25 protein-coding genes and 1 tRNA gene are annotated in these 22668 nt (G+C 70.8%); 17 read left to right on the top strand and 9 right to left on the bottom strand.

Features of this window, described 5'->3' with window-relative positions:
• The first annotated feature begins 36 nt into the window (after nt 1-36).
• The gene (locus IPG65_RS18675; RefSeq protein WP_293192731.1) at nt 37-423 is read left to right on the top strand and encodes a hypothetical protein; all 387 of its coding nucleotides are present in this window, start codon (nt 37-39) and stop codon (nt 421-423) included.
• Here the strand turns inward: IPG65_RS18675 and IPG65_RS18680 are convergent.
• Together IPG65_RS18680 and hrcA are read right to left on the bottom strand one after the other, a co-directional pair.
• Complete coding sequence (locus IPG65_RS18680; protein ID WP_293192733.1) at nt 410-664, bottom strand: hypothetical protein; 255 nt, start codon at nt 662-664, stop codon at nt 410-412. The genes IPG65_RS18675 and IPG65_RS18680 overlap by 14 nt on opposite strands.
• A gap of 137 nt (nt 665-801) precedes the next feature.
• Entirely contained in the window at nt 802-1806 is a 1005-nt protein-coding gene (gene hrcA, locus IPG65_RS18685; RefSeq protein ID WP_293192736.1) for a heat-inducible transcriptional repressor HrcA, read from the bottom strand.
• A 90-nt stretch (nt 1807-1896) separates the two neighbouring features.
• Here hrcA and IPG65_RS18690 point away from each other — a divergent pair, with 90 nt between their 5' ends.
• The 3 genes from IPG65_RS18690 to rapZ are packed head-to-tail and all read left to right on the top strand — an operon-like array spanning nt 1897 to nt 5433.
• Entirely contained in the window at nt 1897-2793 is an 897-nt protein-coding gene (locus IPG65_RS18690; RefSeq protein ID WP_293192739.1) for an NAD kinase, read from the top strand.
• Nucleotides 2794-2795: 2 nt separating this feature from the next.
• A complete protein-coding gene (recN, locus tag IPG65_RS18695; protein WP_293192741.1) occupies nt 2796-4514 on the top strand; it encodes a DNA repair protein RecN in 1719 nt (572 codons plus the stop codon).
• Between the two features lie 55 nt (nt 4515-4569).
• Complete coding sequence (gene rapZ, locus IPG65_RS18700; protein ID WP_293192744.1) at nt 4570-5433, top strand: RNase adapter RapZ; 864 nt, start codon at nt 4570-4572, stop codon at nt 5431-5433.
• 59 nt (nt 5434-5492) lie between these two features.
• Here the strand turns inward: rapZ and mutY are convergent, their stop codons facing one another.
• The 3 genes from mutY to mutM all read right to left on the bottom strand — a co-directional run bounded on the left by mutY (nt 5493) and on the right by mutM (nt 7772).
• Complete coding sequence (mutY, locus tag IPG65_RS18705) at nt 5493-6560, bottom strand: A/G-specific adenine glycosylase (protein ID WP_293192746.1); 1068 nt, start codon at nt 6558-6560, stop codon at nt 5493-5495.
• Entirely contained in the window at nt 6557-6883 is a 327-nt protein-coding gene (locus IPG65_RS18710; RefSeq protein WP_293192748.1) for a hypothetical protein, read from the bottom strand. Before IPG65_RS18710 ends, mutY begins: the two co-directional genes overlap by 4 nt.
• Before the next feature lie 73 nt (nt 6884-6956).
• A complete protein-coding gene (gene mutM, locus IPG65_RS18715; RefSeq protein WP_293192751.1) occupies nt 6957-7772 on the bottom strand; it encodes a bifunctional DNA-formamidopyrimidine glycosylase/DNA-(apurinic or apyrimidinic site) lyase in 816 nt (271 codons plus the stop codon).
• A 53-nt stretch (nt 7773-7825) separates the two neighbouring features.
• On the opposite strand from mutM, the gene IPG65_RS18720 reads away from it, so the two are divergent.
• The 7 genes from IPG65_RS18720 to pth all read left to right on the top strand — a co-directional run bounded on the left by IPG65_RS18720 (nt 7826) and on the right by pth (nt 13594).
• A complete protein-coding gene (locus IPG65_RS18720; RefSeq protein ID WP_293192754.1) occupies nt 7826-9595 on the top strand; it encodes a tetratricopeptide repeat protein in 1770 nt (589 codons plus the stop codon).
• Nucleotides 9592-10092: a lipoprotein insertase outer membrane protein LolB gene (locus IPG65_RS18725; RefSeq protein ID WP_293192757.1), complete on the top strand. Its 501-nt coding sequence runs from the start codon at nt 9592-9594 to the stop codon at nt 10090-10092. The genes IPG65_RS18720 and IPG65_RS18725 overlap by 4 nt, the downstream gene beginning before the upstream one ends.
• A gap of 49 nt (nt 10093-10141) precedes the next feature.
• The gene (gene ispE, locus IPG65_RS18730) at nt 10142-10999 is read left to right on the top strand and encodes a 4-(cytidine 5'-diphospho)-2-C-methyl-D-erythritol kinase (RefSeq protein WP_293192759.1); all 858 of its coding nucleotides are present in this window, start codon (nt 10142-10144) and stop codon (nt 10997-10999) included.
• A 39-nt stretch (nt 11000-11038) separates the two neighbouring features.
• Nucleotides 11039-11115: transfer RNA gene (locus IPG65_RS18735), tRNA-Gln, on the top strand.
• A gap of 64 nt (nt 11116-11179) precedes the next feature.
• Nucleotides 11180-12157 (top strand): ribose-phosphate pyrophosphokinase, encoded by a 978-nt coding sequence (locus IPG65_RS18740; RefSeq protein ID WP_293192762.1) that lies wholly within the window; start codon nt 11180-11182, stop codon nt 12155-12157.
• Nucleotides 12158-12251: 94 nt separating this feature from the next.
• Nucleotides 12252-12863 (top strand): 50S ribosomal protein L25/general stress protein Ctc, encoded by a 612-nt coding sequence (locus IPG65_RS18745; protein WP_293192765.1) that lies wholly within the window; start codon nt 12252-12254, stop codon nt 12861-12863.
• 74 nt (nt 12864-12937) lie between these two features.
• A complete protein-coding gene (pth, locus tag IPG65_RS18750) occupies nt 12938-13594 on the top strand; it encodes an aminoacyl-tRNA hydrolase (protein WP_293192768.1) in 657 nt (218 codons plus the stop codon).
• Here pth and IPG65_RS18755 read toward each other — a convergent pair.
• Nucleotides 13542-15575 (bottom strand): 7TM diverse intracellular signaling domain-containing protein, encoded by a 2034-nt coding sequence (locus IPG65_RS18755; protein ID WP_293192770.1) that lies wholly within the window; start codon nt 15573-15575, stop codon nt 13542-13544. The two genes, pth and IPG65_RS18755, sit on opposite strands and share 53 nt — an antisense overlap.
• A 124-nt stretch (nt 15576-15699) precedes the next feature.
• Nucleotides 15700-15963, bottom strand: a complete 264-nt coding sequence (locus IPG65_RS18760) for a YfhL family 4Fe-4S dicluster ferredoxin (protein WP_293192772.1) — start codon at nt 15961-15963, stop codon at nt 15700-15702.
• 195 nt (nt 15964-16158) lie between these two features.
• Here IPG65_RS18760 and IPG65_RS18765 point away from each other — a divergent pair, with 195 nt between their 5' ends.
• The 5 genes from IPG65_RS18765 (at nt 16159) to IPG65_RS18785 (ending at nt 21243) form a co-directional block, all read left to right on the top strand.
• Nucleotides 16159-17556, top strand: a complete 1398-nt coding sequence (locus tag IPG65_RS18765) for an amidase (protein WP_293192774.1) — start codon at nt 16159-16161, stop codon at nt 17554-17556.
• Between the two features lie 92 nt (nt 17557-17648).
• On the top strand, nt 17649-18518 hold the full coding sequence (locus IPG65_RS18770; protein WP_293192776.1) for a 3',5'-nucleoside bisphosphate phosphatase: 870 nt from the start codon (nt 17649-17651) through the stop codon (nt 18516-18518).
• A gap of 82 nt (nt 18519-18600) precedes the next feature.
• On the top strand, nt 18601-19224 hold the full coding sequence (locus IPG65_RS18775) for an L-threonylcarbamoyladenylate synthase (protein WP_293192778.1): 624 nt from the start codon (nt 18601-18603) through the stop codon (nt 19222-19224).
• 40 nt (nt 19225-19264) lie between these two features.
• Complete coding sequence (locus IPG65_RS18780; RefSeq protein WP_293192780.1) at nt 19265-19933, top strand: site-2 protease family protein; 669 nt, start codon at nt 19265-19267, stop codon at nt 19931-19933.
• Entirely contained in the window at nt 19930-21243 is a 1314-nt protein-coding gene (locus IPG65_RS18785) for a tryptophan--tRNA ligase (protein ID WP_293192782.1), read from the top strand. The genes IPG65_RS18780 and IPG65_RS18785 overlap by 4 nt, the downstream gene beginning before the upstream one ends.
• 590 nt (nt 21244-21833) lie before the next feature.
• Here IPG65_RS18785 and IPG65_RS18790 read toward each other — a convergent pair.
• Nucleotides 21834-21971, bottom strand: a complete 138-nt coding sequence (locus tag IPG65_RS18790) for a hypothetical protein (protein WP_293192783.1) — start codon at nt 21969-21971, stop codon at nt 21834-21836.
• A 4-nt stretch (nt 21972-21975) separates the two neighbouring features.
• Here IPG65_RS18790 and IPG65_RS18795 point away from each other — a divergent pair, with 4 nt between their 5' ends.
• Nucleotides 21976-22233 carry a hypothetical protein gene (locus tag IPG65_RS18795; protein WP_293192785.1) on the top strand — a complete coding sequence of 86 codons (258 nt, stop codon included), beginning with the start codon at nt 21976-21978 and terminating at the stop codon, nt 22231-22233.
• Nucleotides 22234-22353: 120 nt separating this feature from the next.
• On the opposite strand, the gene IPG65_RS18800 is transcribed toward IPG65_RS18795, so the two are convergent.
• Complete coding sequence (locus tag IPG65_RS18800; RefSeq protein WP_293192787.1) at nt 22354-22617, bottom strand: hypothetical protein; 264 nt, start codon at nt 22615-22617, stop codon at nt 22354-22356.
• Between the last annotated feature and the right edge of the window lie 51 nt (nt 22618-22668).

Here is a 22668-nt window from a genome sequence, read left to right on the forward strand (position 1 = left end):
ATCCGTTTTTCCATCCTCCACCCGAAAGGAAACGCCATGAAGACGCATGCTGTTGTCGCTGCCATCACCCTGACTTTCGCCAGCGCGGCTTTCGCCGCTGGCGGCAAACATGACCATGCCCATGAACACCAGCCGATGCACGGCGGCGTCGTGGTCGAGGTCAGGGACATGGGCTACGAACTCCTCGCCACGCCTGTCACGATCCAACTCCACGTGCGCGACCACGGCAAGCCTGCCGATGTCTCGAAGGCCAGTGCGAAAGTTACCCTGCTGACCGGGGCCGAGAAGCAGGAGGTCGAACTCAAGCCGGCTGGCGACAAGCTGGAGGCCACCGGCAGCTTCAAGGTTGGCCCTGGCACCAAGGCCGTGGCGGTCGTCACGATCAACGGCAGGGCGGCGACGGCACGTTTCACGTTGAAGTAGGAATTTCGGCGGCGGGACCCAAGCGGCCTTGCACCGTCGCCGGTTCATCCAGGCTGACCCAGCCCCAACCATCAGGCTGCGCCGGCATCCAGCGTGAACAGCTTGGCCCCGGACGCCGTATCGAAGTCCGGGTTCCGAGAACGTCGCGGCCATCGGTCAGCAGCAGCGTGCGCTGCTCGCCGATGAAGAATGCGTCGTCTACGGCAAACCTTGAAGGATGCCGGGTGGAATTGCCCGCCATCTTGGGTTACGGCGCGGTACAAGCCGTCAAAGGTCAAGGACGGTCACGGGCCACAAGCCCCAGCGGCGCGCAGCCCTTTCACGGTGCGAACGCCGTGATACGGCAGAGGAATAGCAAGCCGCTACACCCTCTCCCCTCTATTTGCTCTGGCTCAGGGCGTTGCTGACCAGGCGCGCGGTGATGTCCACGATCTGGATCATGCGGTCGTAGGGCATGCGCGTGGGGCCGATCACGCCCAGCGTGCCGACCACCTGGCCGTCCACCTCGTAGGGTGCGCTCACCACCGACAGGTCCTCGACCGGCACGATCTGGCTCTCGCCGCCGATGAAGATGCGCACGCCCTCGGCCTGGCTGGACACGTCGAGCAGGCGGATGAGCTGCGCCTTCTGCTCGAACAGGCCGAAGGCGCGGCGAAGCTGGTTCATGTCGCTGGAGAAATCGGTCACCGCCAGCAGGTTGCGCTCGCCGGAGATCACCACCTCGTCCTGCGCCTGGCTGATGGCCTCCGAGCCCACTTGCACCGCGGCCTGCATCAGCGTGGCGATCTCGCCGCGCAGCCGGTCCACCTCCTGGCGCAGGCGGGCGCGCACCTGCTCGATGGCCATGCCCGAGAAGTGCGCGTTGAGGTAGTTGGAGGCCTCGACCAGCTCCGACGCCGAGTAGTCGGCCTCGGTGAACGGCACGCGGTTCTGCACGTCGCCGTCGGGCGAGACGATGATGACCAGCAGGCGCCGCTCCGACAGCCGCATGAACTCGATGTGGCGGAACACCGACGAGCGGCGCGGCGCCATCACCACGCCCACGAACCGCGACAGGTTGGACAGCAGTTGCGCCGCGTTGGCGATGACCTTCTGCGGCTGCTCGGCCGGCAGTTGCGGCGTCTGCAGCTCGGCGCGCCGGGCCGTGAGCATGGTGTCCACGAACAGCCGATAGCCGCGCGCCGTGGGCACGCGCCCGGCGGAGGTGTGCGGGCTGGCGATCAGGCCCAGCTCCTCCAGGTCGGACATCACGTTGCGGATGGTGGCGGGTGACAGATCCAGCCCCGACGCGCGCGACAGGGTGCGCGAGCCGACAGGCTGGCCATCGGCGATGTAGCGCTCGATCAGGGTCTTGAGCAGCCGCCGGGAACGGTCATCGAGCATGGAGCCTGGGTGTGTCGCCAATTCAGCTTCCGGTTCAGCGCCCTCGCGCGGCGGGCGAGAAGTGTCGAATCATTATGATGTAATTTGCCGATGAGCCTGAAGTTCCCGCGTGTCGCCCTGGTCGGCAAGTACCACGAATCGGTCACCGGCAACCCCGTGGAATCGACCCTCGAACTGGTGGCCGAGATCGGCGACTTCCTGGCCGCGCAGGGCTGCCAGGTGAACCTTGAGGAACGCACCGCCGCCATCACCGGCCTGGCGCGCTTCTCCTCCCTCGACGTGCCCGGCATCGGCGCCGAGTGCGACCTGTGCGTGGTGGTGGGCGGCGACGGCACCATGCTGGGCGTCGGTCGCCAGCTGGCGTGCTACGGCACGCCGCTGATCGGCATCAACCAGGGACGGCTGGGCTTCATCACCGACATCCCGCTGGGCGAATACCGCGAGGTGCTGCCGCGCATGCTGGCCGGCGCCTTCGAGGAAGACCACCGCGCCCTGATGCACGGGCGGGTGATGCGCGGCGGCGCCTGTGTCTTCGAAACCTTCGCCATGAACGACGTGGTCGTCAACCGCGGCGCGGCCTCCGGCATGGTGGAGCTGCGGGTGGAGGTGGACGGGCATTTCGTCGCCAACCACCGCGCCGACGGCATCATCGTGGCCACGCCGACCGGTTCGACAGCCTACGCGCTGTCGGCCGGCGGGCCGCTGCTGCACCCGCTGCTGCCGGGCTGGGCGCTGGTGCCGATCGCACCGCACACCTTGTCGAACCGGCCGATCGTGCTGGCCGACCCGGTGGAGATCGCCATCGAGATCGTCGCCGGGCGCGACGCCAACGCCAGCTTCGACATGCAGTCGGTGACCTCGCTGCACCACGGCGACCGCATCATCGTGCGGCGCTCCGAATTCCGCGTGCGCTTTCTGCACCCCCGGGGCTGGAACTACTTCGACACCCTGCGCGCCAAGCTGCACTGGAACGAGGGAGGCGTCTAGCCATGGCGCTGCGCCACCTGAGCCTGCGCGACTTCGTCATCGTGCCCGCGCTCGACCTGGCGCTGGGCGCGGGCTTCTCGGCGCTGACGGGCGAGACGGGCGCCGGCAAGTCGATCCTCATCGACGCGCTGCAACTGGCGCTGGGCGGACGCGGCGACGCGCTGTGGGTGCGCGAGGGCCAGCCGCGCTGCGAGATCGGCGCCGAGTTCGACACCCCCGCCAGCGCCCAGCCCTGGCTGGAAGAGCGCGGCTTCGACACCGCCGCCGGGACGCTGCTGCTGCGCCGCACCATCGACGCCTCGGGCAAGAGCCGCGCCTGGATCAACGGCTCGCCCGCCACCGTGGCCCAGCTGCGCGAACTGGGCGAATGGCTGGTCGACATCCACGGCCAGCACGCCTGGCAGAGCCTGACGCGGCCCGCCGCCGTGCGCGCGCTGCTCGATGCCTACGCCGGCGCCGACGCGCGGGCGCTGGCCGCCGCCTGGCAGGACTGGCAGCGCGCCCAGACCGCCCTGGCCGAGGCCCGCGCCGCCCAGGACAGCCTGGCGCAGGAGCGCGAGCGCCTGCTGTGGCAGATCGGCGAGATCGACAAGCTGGCCCCCCTGGCCGGCGAGTGGGACGAGCTGAACCAGCGCCATGCCCGGCTGTCGCACGCCCAGGCCCTGATCGACGCCGCGCAGGCCGCGGGCGCCGCGCTGGAGGGCGACGAAGGCGACGCCGGCGCGCTGCCCGCCCTGGCGCGGGCGCAGGACGCGCTGGCCGCGCAGCAGGCCATCGAGCCCGAGTTCGCCGCCTTGCTGGAGGTGCTGCAAGCCTGCGAGGCCCAGGCGCGCGACGCCGCGCACAGCCTGCACACCTACCTGCGCCGCGCCGAGCCGGACCCGGATCAACTGGCCGCGCTGGACGAGCGCATGGGCCAGTGGATCGGCCTGGCGCGCCGCTACCGCCGGCCGCCGGAAGACCTGCCCGCGCTGCTGGCCGGCTGGCGCGAAGACCTGGCCCGGCTCGAATCGTCCGCCGACCTGGAGCGCCTGCAAACCGCCGCCGCGCTGGCCCGCGCCGCCTACGACCAGGCGGCTGGAGAAGTGTCCCGCCTGCGCCGCCAGGCCGCAGCGCGCCTGGCCGCCGCCGTGACCGCCGCGATGCAGGCGCTGGGCATGCCCGGCGGCGTGTTCGAGGTGCGGCTGGAGCCGCTGGCGGAACCTGCCGCCCATGGCCTCGAAAACACGTCTTTTCTGGTCTCAGCCCACGCCGGATCTGCGCCAAGAGCTATCGAAAGAGTAGCATCCGGTGGTGAACTGTCGCGCCTGGCCCTGGCCATCGCGGTCACCACCAGCACGCTCGGCCCGGCCGGCACGCTGGTGTTCGACGAGGTGGATTCCGGCGTCGGCGGCGCCGTGGCCGCCGCCGTGGGGCGCCTGCTGCGGCGCCTGGGTCAGGACCGGCAGGTGCTGTGCGTGACCCACCTGCCGCAGGTGGCCGCCTGCGCCGACCACCACCTGCGGGTCAGCAAGCAGCGGGACGATGCCGGCGCCACCGTCAGCTCGGTCACGCCCATCGAGGGCAAGGCCCGCACGCAGGAAGTCGCCCGCATGCTCGGCGGCGAGCACATCTCCGCGGCCACGCTGGCGCATGCGCTGGAGATGCTCCAACCCCCGACGTCAGCCCCCGCGGGCAAAGGCAGGCCGTCGCCGCCGTCGCGGCCGAAGGCGCGCGCGTGAGCCGCCGGGCCGATCCCAAGGCGAACACCTCGGCGCGCAGCGCGGAGGTGTTTCGATGAGCACCGAACTGGTCGTCATCACCGGCATGTCCGGCTCGGGCAAGTCCATCGCGCTGCACGCGCTGGAGGACGCCGGCTACTACTGCGTGGACAACCTGCCGCCCGAGCTGCTGGAGCCCTTCATCGGGCTGAAGGACGAGCTGCGCGCGCGCCAGCTGGCCATCGCCATGGACGTGCGCAGTGGCCACGCGCTGCCGCAACTGCCGCTGCTGCTGCACGGGCTGCGCGACAAAGGCATCGCGCTGCGGCTGATCTTCCTGGACGCCAGCGACCAGACGCTGGTGCGGCGCTTTTCCGAAACCCGCCGCCGCCACCCGCTGTCGCGGCCGGGCGACGGCGACGCGCAGCAGGCGCTGATGCAGGCCATCGCGCGCGAGCGCGAGCTGCTGGCCGACCTGCGCGAGCGCTCGCACGTCATCGACACCAGCTTCCTGCGCCCGGCGCAGTTGCTGGCCTTCGTCAAGGACCTGATCGCGGCGCCCGCCTCGAACCTCACGCTGGTGTTCGAGTCCTTCGCCTTCAAGCGCGGCATCACGCTGGACGCCGACTACGTGTTCGACGTGCGCATGCTGCCCAACCCGCACTACGAACCTGGCCTGCGCCCGCTGACGGGGCGCGACGAGCCGGTGATCGAGTACCTGGAACGCCAGCCCGAGGTGGCGCTGATGCTCGACCAGATCGCCACCTTCCTGCGCACCTGGCTGCCCGTGCTGGCGCGCGATCACCGCAGCTACGTCACCGTCGCCATCGGCTGCACGGGCGGCCAGCACCGCTCGGTCTACCTGGTGGAGAAACTGGCGGCGATGTTCGGCGGCGAGTGGCTGACGCTGCGGCGGCACCGCGAACTGGGCGCGCCCTGAATACTCCTCTTTTGATAGCTACTCGCGCAATATCCGCGCCGGCTTGAGGCCTGTTTGATTCAAGAAACGGCGCCCGGCCGGGCCGCTTCCGCCTGAGCGGCCAGAAAGCGGCGCACGGGCGCGGGCAGACCCAGCGCGGGCAACTGGCCGGCCGCGTACCACCGGCCGTCGCCGCCCGGCGGCGCGCCCTCCGGCAGCGTCGCCGTCAGCACGTGGATGAGGAGGTCGCGGTGCGTCAGCACGTGCGTGAACGGCGGATGCTCCACCACGCTATCGCGCGCGCCGGTGGGCACGCCGCGCAGCAGCGCGTCGCGGTCGTCGTGGGCGGGCAGGCAATACAGGCGCGCCCAGATGCCGCTGGCGGGGCGCTGCGCGAGCCAGACACGCCCGCCCCCGTCGATCGCGTGCAGCAGCCACAGCGTCTGCTGGCGGCGCACCAGCCGCCGGGTCTTGACGGGGTAGCGCTCGGGCTGGCCCTCGCGCGCGGCGGCGCAGCGGTCCACCACCGGACAGACCGTGCAGGCCGGGCGGCGCTGCGTGCACACGGTGGCGCCAAGGTCCATCAGGCCCTGGGTGTAGGCGGGCATGTCGCGTTCCGCGGCAGGCAGCAGGTCCTGCGCGCGCTGCCACAGCGCGCGCTCGTGCGCCGCCACGCTCAGGTCGTCGCCAATGCCGAGGACGCGCGTGAGCACCCGCTTGACGTTGCCGTCCAGGATGGCGCTGCGCTCGCCGAAGCAGAACGCCGCGATCGCGGCGGCGGTGGACCGGCCGATGCCCGGCAGCGTCTGCAAGTCCGCCGCCGCGCGGGGAAACCGGCCGCCGAAGCGCGCCACCACCTCCTGCGCGCAGCGGTGCAGGTTGCGGGCGCGCGAGTAGTAGCCCAGCCCGCTCCAAAGCGCCAGCACCTCGTCCTGCGAGGCCGAGGCGAGCGCGGCGACGTCGGGAAAGCGCTGCAGGAAGCGGGCGTAGTAGTCCAGCACGGTGCTCACCTGCGTCTGCTGCAGCATGATCTCGGACAGCCAGACGCGGTACGGCTCGCGCGTGCCCTGCCAGGGCAGGCCGTGGCGCCCCTGGCGGCGCTGCCAGGTGACGATGCGCTCGGCGAATTCGCCCGGCGCCCAGTTCACGCGGCGACGGCCTCGGGCTCTTCGGACCGCGCGGCCCGCAGCGTCGAGACCTGCAGCTCGCCCGTCAGGCGCGCCAGGCGGGCTTCGACGCCCATCGGCGCGGCGTCCTGCTCCGCGAGCATGCGCTGGCGGGCGCCCGGCGTTTCCTTGCCCAGCATCACCTCGTCGGAGCGCAGCAACTCGATCAGGCGCTGGATGCCCTCCTGCGCGCCGTCGCCGAACAGATGCTGCTCCCGCAGCCAGTCGCCCAGCACCTTCAGGCGCAATCCCATCTCGCGGCGCCACGTGCCATGTCTGTCGAACTGTTCGGTGAAACCTGTCACGGCCGGCGCCCCTTCCAATGATCGCGGCATATTACACCGGGCCTTTGCGCAGGGTGCCCCGGACGACGGGTGCTCAGGCACGCTGGCACAGCGGGCAGAAATAGGTCGATCGCTGGCCCTGGCGCAGCAGCCGGATCGGCGTGCCGCAGCCGTGGCAGGGCTGTCCCGCCCGGCCGTAGACCGCCGCCTCGAGCTGGAAATGCCCGGCCTCGCCCGCCGCGTTGGAAAAGTCGCGCAAGGTGCTGCCGCCCCGCTCCACCGCCCGCGCCAGCACCGCGCGGATGGCGGCGTGCAGCCGATCGGCGCGCGGGCGCGAGAGCCGGCTGGCGCGCACCGTGGGCCGGATGCCGGCCATGAACAGCGCCTCCGACGCGTAGATGTTGCCCACGCCGACCACCACGTCCCCCGCCAGCAAGACCTGCTTGATCGGCGCGCGGCGCGACTTCAGCCCCGCGTGGAAGGCGGCGGGGTCGAACTGGTCGCCCAGCGGCTCCGCGCCCAGCCGCGCCAGCAGCTTGCGCGCCGGCTCCACCTCGGTGCCGGGCGACCAGACAACGGCGCCGAAGCGGCGCGGGTCGTGCAGGCGCAGCACGCCCTGGCTGGTCGCCAGGTCGAAGTGGTCGTGCGAGCCGGGCGCCGGCGGCGTGGGCTGGAAGGTCAGGCTGCCCGACATGCCCAGGTGCACCAGCAGCACCCCTTCGTCCAGGTGCAGCAGCAGGTACTTGCCGCGCCGCCCCACGTCCTGCACGATGCGCCCGGCCAGGGCCTCGGGCGGCAGGCCCAGCGGCCAGCGCAGGGGCAGGCCAGGGCGCGCCGCCACGATGCGGGCGCCCTGGATGCGGTCGGCGAAGCTGCGCCGGGTCACTTCGACTTCAGGCAGTTCGGGCATGGTCGCGGCAGGGCATGGAACATGAAAAAGGGGGCATGGATTATTATGATTCGATGCTCCATTCCACCCGTGTCCTGGCCTGGCTGGCGCTGTCCCTGGCCAGCCTGCCCGCGCTGTCGCAAACGCCCGCCGCGCCGGCCGCATCCGCCCCGGCAGCCGGCGGCGCCGAGGCCCCGCTGCGCTCGCGCCTGACCGCGCGGCTGATGTACGAGCTGCTGCTGAGCGAGCTGACCTTCGACGAAGGCAACGGGCAGGCCGGCTCGGCCTACATGCTCAACGCCGCCCGCCGCACCGGCGAGGAGTCGCTGTTCCGGCGCGCCACCGAAATGGCGATTCAGTCGCGCTCGGGCCCGGCGGCGGTGGAGGCCACGCGCGCCTGGCGCCAGGCACACCCGGATTCCGCCGACGCCAGCCGCTACGAGCTGCAGGTGCTGATCGTGCTGGGCCGCGTGGCCGAGTCCGAAAGCCCGCTGCGCGCGGTGCTGAATTCGCTGCCCGCCGCCGACAAGGTGTCCTTCATCACCGCCCTGCCCGCGCTCTACCAGCGCGTGCCCGACAAGAACGAGGCCGCGCAGGCCATCGAGCGCGGCCTGGCCGAGGCCCTGAAGACCCCCGCGCTGGCGCCGGCGGCCTGGACCACGATCGGCCGCATGCGCCTGCAGGCGGGTGACCAGGCCGGCGCGCTGTCGGCCGCCACGCTGGGCCAGGACGCCGACGCCCACTCCGAATGGCCCGCGCTGCTGGCGCTGCAGTTGCTGGCCGGCGCTGGCGAGGCGCAGGCCGAGCCGCTGATCCGGCGTCACCTGGCCAGCCCCGCCGCCAAGCCCGAGGTACAAATCGGCTACGCGCGCGCCCTGGCCGAGCTGGGCCGCCCAGTTGATGCCCACGCCCAGTTGTCCGCCCTGACGCAGCGCCTGCCGCGCTACCCCGATGGCTGGCTGGTGCAGGGCGCGCTCTACGCCGACGAGCGCCAGGACGCGCAGGCCGAGCAGGCGCTGCAGCGCTACCTGGATCTGTCGCGCGAGCAGGCCGACGAGCCTGGCGCCGACGGCGGCGCCGGCCGCAACCAGGCGCAGTTGGCGCTGGCGCGCATCGCCGAGCGGCGGGGCGATTACGCCACCGCCGAGAAGCTGCTGGCCGCCGTCGATTCGCCCGACCAGATGCTGACCGTGCAGACCCGCCGCGCCAACCTGCTGGCGCGCCAGGGCCGCATCGAGGAAGCGCGTCAGGCCATCCAGTCCGTGCCCGAGCAGCAGCCCGAGGATGCCCGGCTCAAGCTGCTGGCCGAGGCGCAACTGCTGCGCGACCACGGCCAGGCGCAACTGGCCTACCAGCTGCTGAGCAACGAGCTGAAGCGGAACCCCGACGACGACGGCCTGCTCTACGACGCCGCCATGGCCGCCGAGCGCATCGACCGCATGGACGAGATGGAGCGCCTGCTGCGCCGCGTGATCGAGCTCAAGCCCAACGCGGCCCACGCCCACAACGCGCTGGGCTATTCGCTGGCCGATCGCGGCGTGCGGCTGACCGAGGCCAAGACGCTGATCGAGAAGGCCGTCCAATTGTCGCCGGACGACGGCTACATCCAGGACAGCCTGGGCTGGGTCGAATTCCGCCTGGGCCGCCCGCGCGAAGCCCGCCGCATCCTCGAAGCCGCGTACAAGAAACGCCCCGACGCCGAGATCGCCGCCCACCTGGGCGAGGTGCTGTGGACGCTGGGCGAGCGCGAGGCGGCCCACGCCATGTGGCGCGAGGGGCTGCGCCTGGATCCCGTGAACGACACCCTGGTCAAGACGCTGAAGCGCCTCCAGGTGGCGCCATGAGCAGGGCCGTGCGCGCCGGCCTTTGCCTGCTTGCGGTTGCTACATTTTTAATAGCTGGATGCGCAACACCGGCGCCGGCTATAGGCCAATTCGACTCGAAAATCGGGCCCTGGAGCGGACGCCTCGGCCTCACCGTCGCCGCCGAGCCGCCCCAGCAGTTCTCCGCCGGCTTCAGCCTCAGCGGCGGCCCGCAGGCCGGCGAACTCAGCCTGACCTCGCCGCTGGGCAGCACCCTGGCCGTCATGCAGTGGCAGCCCGGCCAGGCGGTGCTGCGCCAGGGCGAGCAGACGCGGCACTACGTCTCCCTGGACGCCCTGGCGGCCGAGGTCACGGGCACCGCCCTGCCCGTGCGCGCCCTGTTCGCCTGGCTGCGCGGCCTGCCGCAAGCCGTGGAAGGCTGGGAAGCCGACCTGAGCCGCCTGCCCGACGGCCGGCTGCTGGCCCGCCGCCTGGCGCCGCCGCCCGCGGCGGAGCTGCGCGTGGTGCTGGATCGATGACCCACCCCAGGCGCGAGCAGGCAGCACGCGGCGCCATGGACAGTTGACCATGCGCGCCCTCCACGACGTGCCGGCGCCGGCCAAGCTCAACCTGTTCCTGCACGTCACGGGCCGGCGGACGGATGGCTACCACCTGCTGCAATCGGCCTTCATGCTGATCGACTGGTGCGACACCCTGCACTTCGAGCGGCGCGCCGATGGCGCCGTCACGCGCGAGGACCTCGGCGCCCCCCTGCCGCCCGACGACCTGGTGCTGCGCGCCGCCCACGCGCTGCGGCAGGCCACCGGCTGCGCCGAGGGCGCGCACATCGGCGTGCACAAGCGCATCCCCGCGCAAGCCGGCATGGGCGGCGGCTCCTCCGACGCGGCGACCACGCTGCTGGCGCTCAACCGGCTGTGGGGGCTGGGCTTGCGCCGGGTGCAACTGGCGCGCATCGGCCTGGGGCTGGGCGCCGACGTGCCCTTCTTCCTGCATGGCGGCCACGGCTGGGTCGAGGGCATCGGCGAGCACATCCAGCCCCTGGCCCTGCCTCGCGCGCATTTTGTGGTGCTGAAACCACCCCAGGGGCTGGACACGGCAGCGATTTTTCAGGCCTGGGACCTGAAACGTGACACGGAGCCTGCTATACTCTCGGGCTTTGCTGCAGACCCATACGGCTTTGGCCGCAACGATCTGCAGTCGGTCGCCGAGCGGCTTTGCCCGCAGGTCGCCGAAGGGCTCGGGCTGCTGGCGCGGCACGGCCTTTCAGGCAGGATGACCGGCTCGGGCAGCGCGGTTTTCGCGCGGGTGCCGCAGATGCAGGTTCAGGAAGGCATCGCCTTCCAGGCCCCGCCGGACTGGCGGATGCGTCTGTGCAGCAATTTGGAGGTTCATCCGCTCAGCGGCTGGGCCGCCAGCGACGATTGAAAAGGTGGCAGGCAGCACGTTGCAGCCGGCAGCCGGTGTAGGGGAGTCGCCAAGTTGGTTAAGGCACCGGATTTTGATTCCGGCATGCGAGGGTTCGAGTCCTTCCTCCCCTGCCAAACCACCGTCCCGGGCGGGCAGCCCGGGGACCCACGGGGTCTCTTGTGATCCGCCGGAAAGCGCATGCAGCCGTCATCTACCTCTGACTTTCTGGTGTTCACCGGCAACGCCAACCCGGCCTTGGCCGCCGAGATCGCCAGCAACCTGGGCATCACGCTGGGCGCGGCCGACGTCGGCCGCTTCTCCGATGGGGAAGTCACCATCGAGATCCAGCAGAACGTGCGCGCCCGCGACGTCTTCGTGGTCCAGCCCACCTGCGCGCCGACCAACGAGAACCTGATGGAGCTGCTGATCATGGTCGATGCGCTCAAGCGCGCCTCGGTCGAACGCATCAGCGCCGTCATCCCCTACTTCGGCTACGCCCGCCAGGACCGCCGCCCGCGCTCGACGCGCGTGCCGATCTCGGCCAAGGTCGTGGCCAACATGCTGCAGGCCGTGGGCGTGAACAGCGTGCTGACCATGGACCTGCACGCCGACCAGATCCAGGGCTTCTTCGACATCCCGGTCGATAACATCTACGCCTCGCCCGTGCTGCTGGGCGACCTGCGGCAGCAGAACTACGACGACCTGCTGGTCGTCAGCCCCGACGTCGGCGGCGTGGTGCGCGCGCGGGCGCTGGCCAAGCAGCTGGGCTGCGACCTGGCGATCATCGACAAGCGGCGCCCCAAGGCCAACGTGAGCGAGGTGATGCACGTCATCGGCGACATCGAGGGCCGCAACTGCGTCATCATGGACGACATGATCGACACCGCCGGCACCCTGGTGAAGGCGGCCGAGGTGCTGAAGAAGCGCGGCGCCAAGAAGGTGTACGCCTACTGCACGCACCCCATCTTCTCCGGCCCCGCCATCGAGCGCATCGCCAAGGGCGCGGCGCTCGACGAGGTGGTGGTCACCAACACCATTCCCCTGAGCGACGGCGCCTCCCGGTGCGGCAAGATCCGCCAGTTGTCGGTGGCGCCGCTGATCGCGCAGACCATCCAGCGCATCGCGCGGGGCGAATCGGTGATGAGTTTGTTCCAGGAGCAGGAAAACCTGTTCTGAGGAACGTCCAGCGGCCGCGCCGCCCATCGGGCGCTCGCGGTCTTTTTCAAACGGAGCCGCACTGGTCGCGGTCGGCTCATCCAGGAGTTACACCATGAAATTCGTCGCTTTCGAGCGCACCAAGCAGGGTACGGGTGCGAGCCGCCGTCTGCGCAACGCCGGCAAGGTGCCCGGCATCGTCTATGGCGGCGAGGGCGAACCCCAGCTCATCGAACTGGACCACAACGCCCTGTGGCAGGCCCTCAAGAAAGAAGCCTTCCATTCGAGCGTGCTCGACATGGAACTGGCCGGCCAGGCCAGCCAGGTGCTGCTGCGCGACGTGCAGGTCCACCCGTTCCGCCAGCAGGTGCTGCACATCGACTTCCAGCGCGTGTCGGCCAGGCAGAAGATCCACATGAAGATCCCGCTGCACTACCAGGGTGAGGAAGAGTCGCCTGCCGTCAAACTGGACAAATGCCTGATCAGCCACATCCTGACCGAACTCGAAGTTTCCTGCCTGCCGGCCGATCTGCCGGAGGCGATCAACGTCGACCTGTCCACGCTGGAAAAAGGCGCCACCCTGACGCTGAGCGACGTCCAGTTGCCCAAGGGCGTGGAAGCCGTGCTGCACGGCCAGGACAACCCGGTGCTCGTCTCCGTGGTGCAGCCTGCCGCCGAGGCCGAGCCTGCAGCCGACGCGCCCGCGGCCGACGCCGACAAGAAGTAAGCCCGCGTCCGCCGCCACGGCACCCCACGGCCCGCTTCGGCGGGCCGTTTCGTTTGGGCCAGGATAATCGCCCCATGATCAAGCTCCTCGTCGGCCTGGGCAACCCCGGCCCCGAATACGAGTCCACGCGGCACAACGCCGGCTTTTGGTGGATCGACGCAGTGGCGCGCGCGCTCGGCGCGCACCTCGCCCTCGAACGCGGCTTCCACGGCCTGGTGGCGCGCGCCAGCGTGCAGGGGCGCGGCGTGTGGCTGCTGCAGCCGCAGACCTTCATGAACCTGTCCGGCAGGTCGGTGGCCGCGCTGGCGCGCTTCTACAAGATCGCGCCGGAGGAAATCCTGGTCGTCCACGACGAGCTGGACCTGCCGCCCGGCCAGGCCAAGCTCAAGCAGGGCGGCGGCCACGCCGGCCACAACGGCCTGCGCGACATCCATGCGCAGTTGGGCAGCGCCGACTACTGGCGCCTGCGCCTGGGGATCGGCCATCCCGGCGCCAAGAGCGAGGTCGTGGGCTGGGTGCTGAAGAAGCCGCCGCTGGACGACCGCATCGCCATCGACCAGGCCATCGACCGTTCGGCCACCGCGCTGGCACCGCTGTCGGCCGGCGACATGGCGCAGGCCACCCTGCTGATCCACACCGCCAAGCCGCCGCGGCCCAAACCGCCGCGCCCGGCGGTGGCTACGCCGGCCACTGCGTCGGCGGGTCCGCCGGCCGATCCATCGGCGGGCTGACCAGCCCGGCTGCGCGCTCCCGCGGCGACAGCGTCATGCGCAGCGCCAGCCGGGTGCCCTCGCCCGGCCGCGACTGCAGGTGCAGCGTGCCGCCCAGCGCGTGGGCCCGTTCGCGCAGGCTGCCCAGGCCCAGCCCCTGCCCTGGCGCGCGCTCCAGGTCGAACCCGGCGCCATCGTCCTCGACCACCAGCCCCAGCACGCCGCCATGCTGCTGCAGCAGCACCCGCACGCGGCGAGCGCCGCTGTGTTTGACGACGTTGGTCAGCGCTTCCTGCAGCGTGCGCAGCACGTTCAGGCCGCGCGAGCCGGCCAGGCGCAGGCCTTCCAGGCCCTGCATGTCCCAGCGGGTCTCGATGCCCAACTGTTCCATCCGCTCCTGCAGGCGCAGGCGGGCCGGTGCCAGCAGGGCGATGAAATCGGCGTCCGCCGCCGCCCGCGCGCTGTCGATGATCAGCCGCAGGTCGTCGTCGATCTGCTGCAGCACCTCCAGCGACTGGGAGACCACCGGCGCCCGCGGCTCGGCGCGCCCGACCCGCAGGCGGGCGATGGCGCTGGCCAGCGAGCCGCCCAGCCCGTCGTGCAGGTCGCGCACCAGGTTCAGGCGCTCGGCGTGGCGCACGGCGGCCAGCTCCAGCTCGTGCTGACGCCGCAGCGCGGCGCCCAGCTCGGCCTGGACGGCCCTCACCTGCTGGCGCAGATCGGCGCTGTAGAAAGCCGCGCGTTCGAACGCGCGGCGCAGGCGCCAGGCCATGATCAGGGCCATGGACATCATCAGCAGCGTGGAGGCGCTCACCCGGTAGTGGCGGTCGCCCGGCAGCCACTGCAGCACCACGGCCATGTCGTGCAGGCCCGCGGCGCAAGGCAGCAGCACGGCGACGGCCAGAGCCACGGCAGGCGGCTCGCGCACGCGCCAGGCATGCGCCACCAGGTACGCCGCCACGGCCATGAAGCCCGCCACCGCCGCCAGCAGCAGCCCCAGCCGCATGGCGCCGCGCGCCTGCGGCAGACCCACCAGCACCAGCACGCCGAGCGCCACCGCCAGCACGAACACCGCCGCCAACCCGCGCTCGATGCGCGGGTGGCGCGCTTCCGCGAAACGGAACGCGAACTTCGTGAAGCAGACGACGAAAGCCAGCGCCACCAGGGCCATCGCCATCTGCCACTGGTGCGTGTCGCGCAGCGGCCAGGGGCTGCGCGCGGTCAGGTTGCAACTGAACAGCGCCCAGCACATCGACGCGGCGGCGTACCAGCCGTACAGCTGCTCGCGCGGCCAGCACACCCAGAGCATCAGGAACAACAGCCCCACCGCGAGGTTCATGCCCAGGCTCCACTGCTGCAAGCCCAGGCGCGCCCATTGCTCCTGGGCGTGCAACGCCTGCAGGCGCCCAGCGTCGCCCAGCCAGACCCGGCCCAGGCCGCCCAGGTACTCGGCATGGCCGGCCACCTCGATCAGCAGCGTGTGCTCGGTGCCCCGGCCCAGCGGCCCGGCCGCGCCCACGCCACCGCGTCCCAGGCGCCACAGGCGCGGCTGGTTCCAACTGCGCGAAAGCGGCTCGGACAGGCTCGCGTCGCGCCAGATCGGCACGCCGTCCAGCGTCACGGCGCCGGCCATGTTCAGATAGGTCATCAGCAGACCCACGTCGCGGTCGGCGGGCCAGTCGGCGGGCACGGCAAAGCGCAATCGGTACCACACGCGCCCCTCGTGGCCGGGCCAGCGCTGGTGCCACGCGTCGGGCAGGACGACGGGCGCCCATCCGCCGGACGGCGTGTGGCCGGGCAGTCGGCCGCGCGCGGATTCAAGACCCCGCATTTCGATCAGTTGGCCCGTCTCGAACTCGGCCACCGGCGGCAGCATGGCCCGGGCCAGCAGCAGGCCGACCGCCAGGGCCAGCAGCGCCGCCAGCCCCACGGTCAGGCCCACGCCGCGCCGGCCGCGGCCGGTACTCGGAAAGGCTGCTTGCGGCAAAAAAGCCTGGAGCATCGGATGGTTCGCCGTACAGCTTGATGAAGAGTCGCATTGTAACGTTTAGAAACTCAACGTTACCCCGCGCTGCCCTTGACCTGCTTTCGAAGCCAAGGTTCGGCAGGCGCCCTCGCCCGCTGGATCAGGCCTCGGCGCGCCCGGCCGCCTGCAGCCGGTGGAACTTCCGCCACAGGGTGTCCTGGTCCTCGGCGTGGCGCGGGTCGAGGGGGATGCACTCCACCGGGCACACCTGCACGCACTGCGGCTCGGCGAAGTGGCCGACGCATTCGGTGCACTTGCGGGGGTCGATCTGGTAGATCTCGGGGCCCATCGAGATCGCCTCGTTCGGGCACTCGGGTTCGCAGACGTCGCAGTTGATGCACTCGTCGGTGATCATCAGCGCCATGGCGGGGCTCCAGGGATGCGTGGCATAGGGAAACCGGGATTATCCCCCGGCCGCCGCACGGGCGTCCAAGCCACCAGGGATTGTGTTGATAATGCCACCGACCCTTCGGCCAGGTGCATATGCTATCTATTCAGTAGCATCCGGCGTAATACGGGCACTGGCAAACGGCCTATTTCATTCAAAAAGCAGCACGCCATGACCCACCTGCACGACCTGAGCGCCCACGAACTGCTGGCGGGCTATCGCATCCGCGCCTTCTCGCCGGCCGAGGTCACGCAGGCCGTCATCGCCCACATCGACCGCTGGGAGCCGCGCCTGCGGGCCACCTACCTGTACCGCCCCGAGGCCGCGCTGGAACAGGCCCGCGCCAGCGAGGCGCGCTGGCTGAAGGGGCAGCCCATCGGCCCGCTGGACGGCGTGCCCGGCACGCTGAAGGAAAACATCGCCACCGTCGGCGACCCCCTGCCCGCCGGCACGGCCGCCGTGCCGCCGCGCATCGCCGCGCAGGACGCCCCGCCCGCCGCACGGCTGAAGGAAGCAGGCATGGTGGTGGTGAGCAAAACCACCATGCCCGACTACGGCATGCTGTCCTCCGGCCTGTCCAGCTTCCACCGCCTGGCGCGCAACCCGTGGGACCCGAGCCGCACGCCCGGCGGCAGCAGCGCGGGCGCCAGCGCGGCGGCGGCGGCCGGCTACGGCCCGCTGCACGTGGGCACCGACATCGGCGGCTCGCTGCGCTTGCCGGCCGGCTGGTGCGGCATCTTCACCCTCAAGCCCAGCCTGGGGCGCGTGCCCATCGACCCGCCCTACATGGGCCGCTGCGCCGGCCCCATGACGCGCACCGTGCAAGACGCCGCGCTGATGATGCAGGTGCTGAGCCAGCCCGACGCACGCGACAGCATGAGCCTGCCAGCGCAGGCCATCGACTGGGCCTCGGCCACCCAGGCCGGCCCCGAGCACCTGAAAGGCCTGCGCATCGGCCTGCTGCTGGACGCCGGCTGCGGCCTGCCCGTGGACGCCGGGATCCGCGCCGCCGTCGATGCCGCCGCGCGCCTGTTCGAGCAGGCCGGCGCCCTCGTCACGCCCATGCGCCCCTTCCTCACGCGCGAGATGCTCGACGGCCTGGACCACTTCTGGCGCACGCGCTCCTGCGTCGACCTGCAGGCGCTCGAACCCGGCCAGCGCGACCGGCTGCTGCCCTTCATCCGCCAATGGGCCGAAAGCGCGGCCGGCTTCAGCGGCGCGCACGTCTTCCAGGCCTACAGCCAGACCCACGCCACCCGCGTCGCCACGGTGGCCGCCTGCGCGCCCTTCGACTATGTGATCTCGCCCGTGTCCCCCAACATGCCCGCGCCAGCCGAGGCCCCCTCGCCCACCAACGACCCGCTGCGCGCGCTGGAGCACATCGCCTTCACCGTGCCCTACAACATGAGCGAGCAGCCGGCGGCGTCGATCAACTGCGGCTATTCGGCCAGCGGCCTGCCCATCGGCCTGCAGATCGCCGGAGCGCGCTTCGACGACCTGGGCGTGCTGCGGGTGGCGCGAGCGTTCGAGCAGATGCGGGGGGCGCAGCGAGACTGGCCAGCGGCTTGACGATGGCCCGCACCGCGGCCCCAAGCCCCTCCGCCCTTGTCTCCGCGCCGGCACGCGGGGCACGACCGACCCGGGCTTCGTAGAATGACCGTGTGACCACCCCCCTCAACCCCGACCTACACTGCCACTCCGTGTTCTCCGACGGCACCCTCACGCCCGAGGAGTTGGCCGCGCGCGCCAAGACCAACGGCGTGGACCTGTGGGCCCTGACCGACCACGACGAGGTCGGCGGCCAGCAGCGTGCCCTGGAGGCGGCGCGGGCGCAAGGGCTGGACTGCGTGACGGGCGTGGAAGTTTCCGTCACCTTCGCCGACACCACGGTGCACATCGTCGGCCTGGGCTTCGACCACGCCGACCCGCGCATGGCCGAGGGCCTGGCCGACACGCGCGACGGGCGCGGCCCGCGCGCGCGCGAGATGGCGGCGCAACTCGAAAAAGCCGGCATCCCCGGCGCCTACGAAGGCGCGCTCAAGTACGTCGGCAACCCGCGCCTGATCGCGCGCCCGCACTTCGCGCGCTACCTGGTCGAGACCGGCGTGTGCAGGGACACGGCCGAGGTGTTCCGCAAGTACCTGACCGAGGGCAACCCCGGCTACGTACCCCACCGCTGGGCGCGGCTGGGCGACGCGGTGCGTTGGATCGTCCAGAGCGGCGGCTTGGCCGTCATCGCGCACCCGGCGCGCTACAGGTTCACGCCGATCGAGGAATACGCGCTGTTCACCGAGTTCAGGCAGCACGGCGGCCAGGGCGTGGAGGTGATCACCGGCGCCCACTCGACGCAAGAGGCGCTGCGCTACGCCGACATGGCGCGCGAGTTCGGCCTGGCCGCCTCGCGCGGCAGCGACTTCCACAGCCCCGACGAGAGCCACACCGACCTGGGCAAGCTGCCCGCCCTTCCCGCCGACCTGACACCCGTGTGGTCGCTGCTGGCCGGGCGGGTGCACGGGGCGGCCAGCGCATGAGTTTTTGAACGTTTTCTGGCTGTAGCCAGCGCCGATATTGCGCAGACAGCTATTAATCAAATAGCATATCATCGATCCGGCCATGGCCCAGCTGTTCACCGTCCACCCCGACAACCCGCAGCCCCGCCTGCTCAAGCAGGCCGTCGCGCTGCTGCACCAGGGCGGCGTGCTGGCCGTGCCCACCGACTCCAGCTACGCCCTGGTCTGCCACCTGGACGACAAGGTGGCGGCCGACGCGCTGCGGCGCATCCGCGGCCTGGACGACAAGCAGCTGCTGTCGCTGATCTGCCGCGACCTGAGCGAGCTGGGCAGCTACGCGCGGGTGGACAACGCGCAGTTCCGCCTGCTCAAGCTGGGCATGCCCGGCCCCTTCACCTTCATCCTGGAGGCCAGCAAGGAAGTGCCGCGCCGCGTCAGCCACCCGCAGCGCAAGACCATCGGCCTGCGCGTGCCCGAACACCGGGTGCTGCTCGAACTGCTGGCGCTGCACGGCGCGCCGCTACTGGCCACCACGCTGATCCTGCCCGGCGAAACCGCGCCGCTGAACGACCCGCGAGACATCCGCGACCGCCTCGAAAAGCAGGTGGCCGGCGTGATCGACGCCGGCGCCTGCCCGCTGGAGCCCACCACGGTGATCGACCTGACCGGCGACGTGCCCCGGATGCTGCGGCGTGGGCGCGGCGATCCGGCACGGCTGGGCCTGTAGCCGCCCGGCGCCCTGGCGGGCGTCTGAGACAATCCCCGCCGTGGACATCGCCAACATCATCCAGACCATCGCCATCTACGCCCTGCCGGTGCTCTTCGCCATCACCGTGCACGAGGCCGCGCACGGCTACGTGGCGCGCCATTTCGGCGACGGCACGGCCGCCTTCCTGGGGCGCGTCACGCTCAACCCCTTCAAGCACATCGACCCCATCGGCACCATCGCGATGCCGCTGTTCCTGTACGTCGCCACGGCCGGCGCCTTCCTGTTCGGCTACGCCAAGCCGGTGCCGGTCAACTTCGGCAACCTGCGCAACCCCAAGCGCGACATGGTCTGGGTCGCGCTGGCCGGACCGGCCTCGAACCTGCTGATGGCGCTGGGCTGGGGCGTGCTGCTGTACGTGCTGGCGGGCGCGGGCGTGACCGAGCGCTTCTTCCTGGAAATGTGCCGCGCCGGCATGCTGGTGAACGTCGTGATGTTCGTGTTCAACCTGTTCCCGCTGCCGCCGCTGGACGGCGGCCGCGTCCTGGTCGGCCTGCTGCCGCACGGCCCGGCGATGGCGCTCAGCCGCGTCGAGCCCTGGGGCTTCTTCATCGTCATGGCGCTGATCGTGGCCGGCGTCATCAGCAACCTCTGGATGCGGCCCCTGATGCAGCTCACCTTCGGCCTGCTGGGCCTCGTCCTCTCGCCGCTCGAAGCGCTCCTGCCATGACCTCACCCACCCCGACCCGCGTCCTCACCGGCATCACCACCACCGGCACGCCGCACCTGGGCAACTACGTCGGCTCCATCCGCGCCGCCGTGCGCGCCAGCCGCCGGCCGGGCGTGCGGAGCTTCTACTTCCTGGCCGACTACCACGCGCTCATCAAGTGCGACGACCCGGCGCGCATCCAGCGCTCCACGCTGGAGATCGCCGCGAGCTGGCTGGCCGCCGGGCTGGACCCGGAGCAGGTCACCTTCTACCGCCAGTCCGACATCCCCGAGATCCCGGAGCTGACCTGGCTGCTCACCTGCGTCACCGGCAAGGGCGTGCTCAACCGCGCCCACGCCTACAAGGCCATGCTGGACAGGAACGCCGCCACCGGCGCCGACCCCGACACCGACGTCACGGCCGGCCTGTTCATGTACCCGGTGCTGATGGCCGCCGACATCCTGATGTTCAACGCCCACCAGGTGCCGGTCGGGCGCGACCAGATCCAGCACATCGAGATGGCGCGCGACATGGCCGCCAGCTTCAACCACCTGTACGGCGAGCACCTGGTGCCGCCCGAGGCGCTGATCGACGACAACGTGGCCCTGCTGCCCGGCCTGGACGGCCGCAAGATGAGCAAGAGCTACGACAACACCATCGCCCTGTTCGGCCCGCGCGAGCAGATGCGCCGGCAGATCATGGGCATCGTCACCGACTCGCGCGCGCCGGGCGAACCCAAGGCCACCGAGGGCTCGGCGCTCTACCAGATCTACCGCGCCTTCGCCGCCGACGACGAGGCCGCCGCCTTCGCCCGCGCGTTCGCGGACGGCATCGCCTGGGGCGACGCCAAGCAGCAGTTGTTCGAGCGCATCGAGCGCGAGATCGGCCCCATGCGCGCGCGCTACGAGCACCTGGTCACCCACCCCGAGGAAGTCGAGGCCGCGCTGCAGGCCGGCGCGCGCAAGGCCCGCGCCATCGCCGCGCCCTTCATGCGCACGCTGCGGCACGCCGTGGGCCTGCGCCCGCTGGAGGCCCCGGCCGCCCTGGCCCAGGCTGCGCCCGCGCCCAAAGCGGCGCTGCCCACCTTCAAGCAGTACCGCGAGAAGGATGGGCGCTTCTATTTCAAGCTGGCCGACGCTGGCGGCCAGGTGCTGCTGCAAAGCAAGGGCTTCGACTCGCCGCGCGACGCCGGCCAGGCGGTCAAGCGCCTGCAGACCGAGGGCCCGGCCGCGCTGGCGGCGCTGGGCGGCCAACTCGAATTGCCCGCGGAGCAAGCGCCTCCCGCCCTCGTCCAAGCGCTGGAACGGCTGGCGCAGGAGGCCATGGTGTGAACTATTGCTTATTAATCAACGCTCACTTATACATTCGATAGTTCAAACGCCGAATATCCGAACCCCCGGGCCACAATGGGACACAACATCCTGAATCCGTGACCTGATTTGAGTTCACCCCAATGCACCAGCAATTGAAGCGGCAATCAGGGTTCACTGTAGATTTCGACCTATGGGGTAACCGATGGGCGATTTCTCGTGCGCGAGCCCGTTCGAGGTTCGGGTTTTGTTGCCCAGTGGCCACCACTGGCCCCACCTCCGCAGCACCCTGGTTTTGTGAGATCCGTGAACTTGCCAGCGCCTTGGCCAGCCTTGGCGCTAGCCGCCTTCATACGCCCAAAGGCGCGCTCGAACATCGCAAAACCCGAGTCGCTGCCCGATATCCCCAGCACCCAGCGCCTGGCGTGGCTGATGATGCGGGGCCGTACATCAACCCTGCATCACCGTCTTATGCGACGGCGCAGCGCCGCCTTTCTGAGCGGGCTGGTCGCTCGTGCGGTGTGCTGACCCCGATGCGCAGCAGATTCATCGCCACCGCCGCCAGCGCACACACCAGATGATTGGTGGCGAACTTGCCGAGGGCAGACGGTTCAAGTCCATGTCGGTCTTGAACTCAGCATGGACTGCTCATGTGTGGCGTGATCGCGGTACAGCGCAATCACCTGTTCTGCGCTGACCTCTGGGCCCAGCGTGGTCCAGCCCTCGAGCACGTACTCGGGCAGCAGCAAGGCGTTGCCCTTTGTCGATGGTGCGCTCGGTGAGGCGGTAGACGCGTCGCAGCGCGCGGTTGCATCCGGCTTTGAGCTCACCGCCATCCAGCGCTTCGCTCCACAGGCATTCGCGCTTGCCCACTCGAAGCTGCATCCACGCGGTGCTCGTGTCGGCGCAGCGCTGCGCGGCAATCGCCTCCACCGGCGCACTGCGCGGGTTCCACTTGATCAGCAGATCGACCTGGCGGCCCAGCCGGCGCTTGCGCCAGCGTCTGCGTGATCAGGTGCCGCGAGCAAAGCCCGAGTCCGCGCGCAGCAAGGGTGCGCTACTCACCGCGCAGGCCGTGCCCAGCGCGCGCTCGATGTTGTATTCTCTCGCACCGGGGGCGGCAAGTCCAGCTCAGCAGCCGCGCGTGCCCAGGTCAGCGCGATGGGGCGAGCGTCGACCCCGGCGTAGGTCCAGCACGCCCCTTGGCCGTGTCGCCTGGTCCATGACGAAGGTGTCGATGTCCAGCGGCAGGTGGCCGGTGGGCAGGGCGCCGAAGTCGATGGGCGCGCCGTTGATGTGCAGGCCCAGCACGGCGCGGTTGATCTGATCGGCCAGCTCGCTCCACTGGGTGCCCATGGCGTCAAAGCGCTGGCGCAGTGTGGCGCTGGACGGCACGGCACGCAGGCCCAGTGCCTGGTGGGCAAAGCGCTGGGAGCGAAAGCCCTC

The organism is Ottowia sp. (genome assembly GCF_016703145.1).
GTDB lineage: Bacteria > Pseudomonadota > Gammaproteobacteria > Burkholderiales > Burkholderiaceae_C > Ottowia.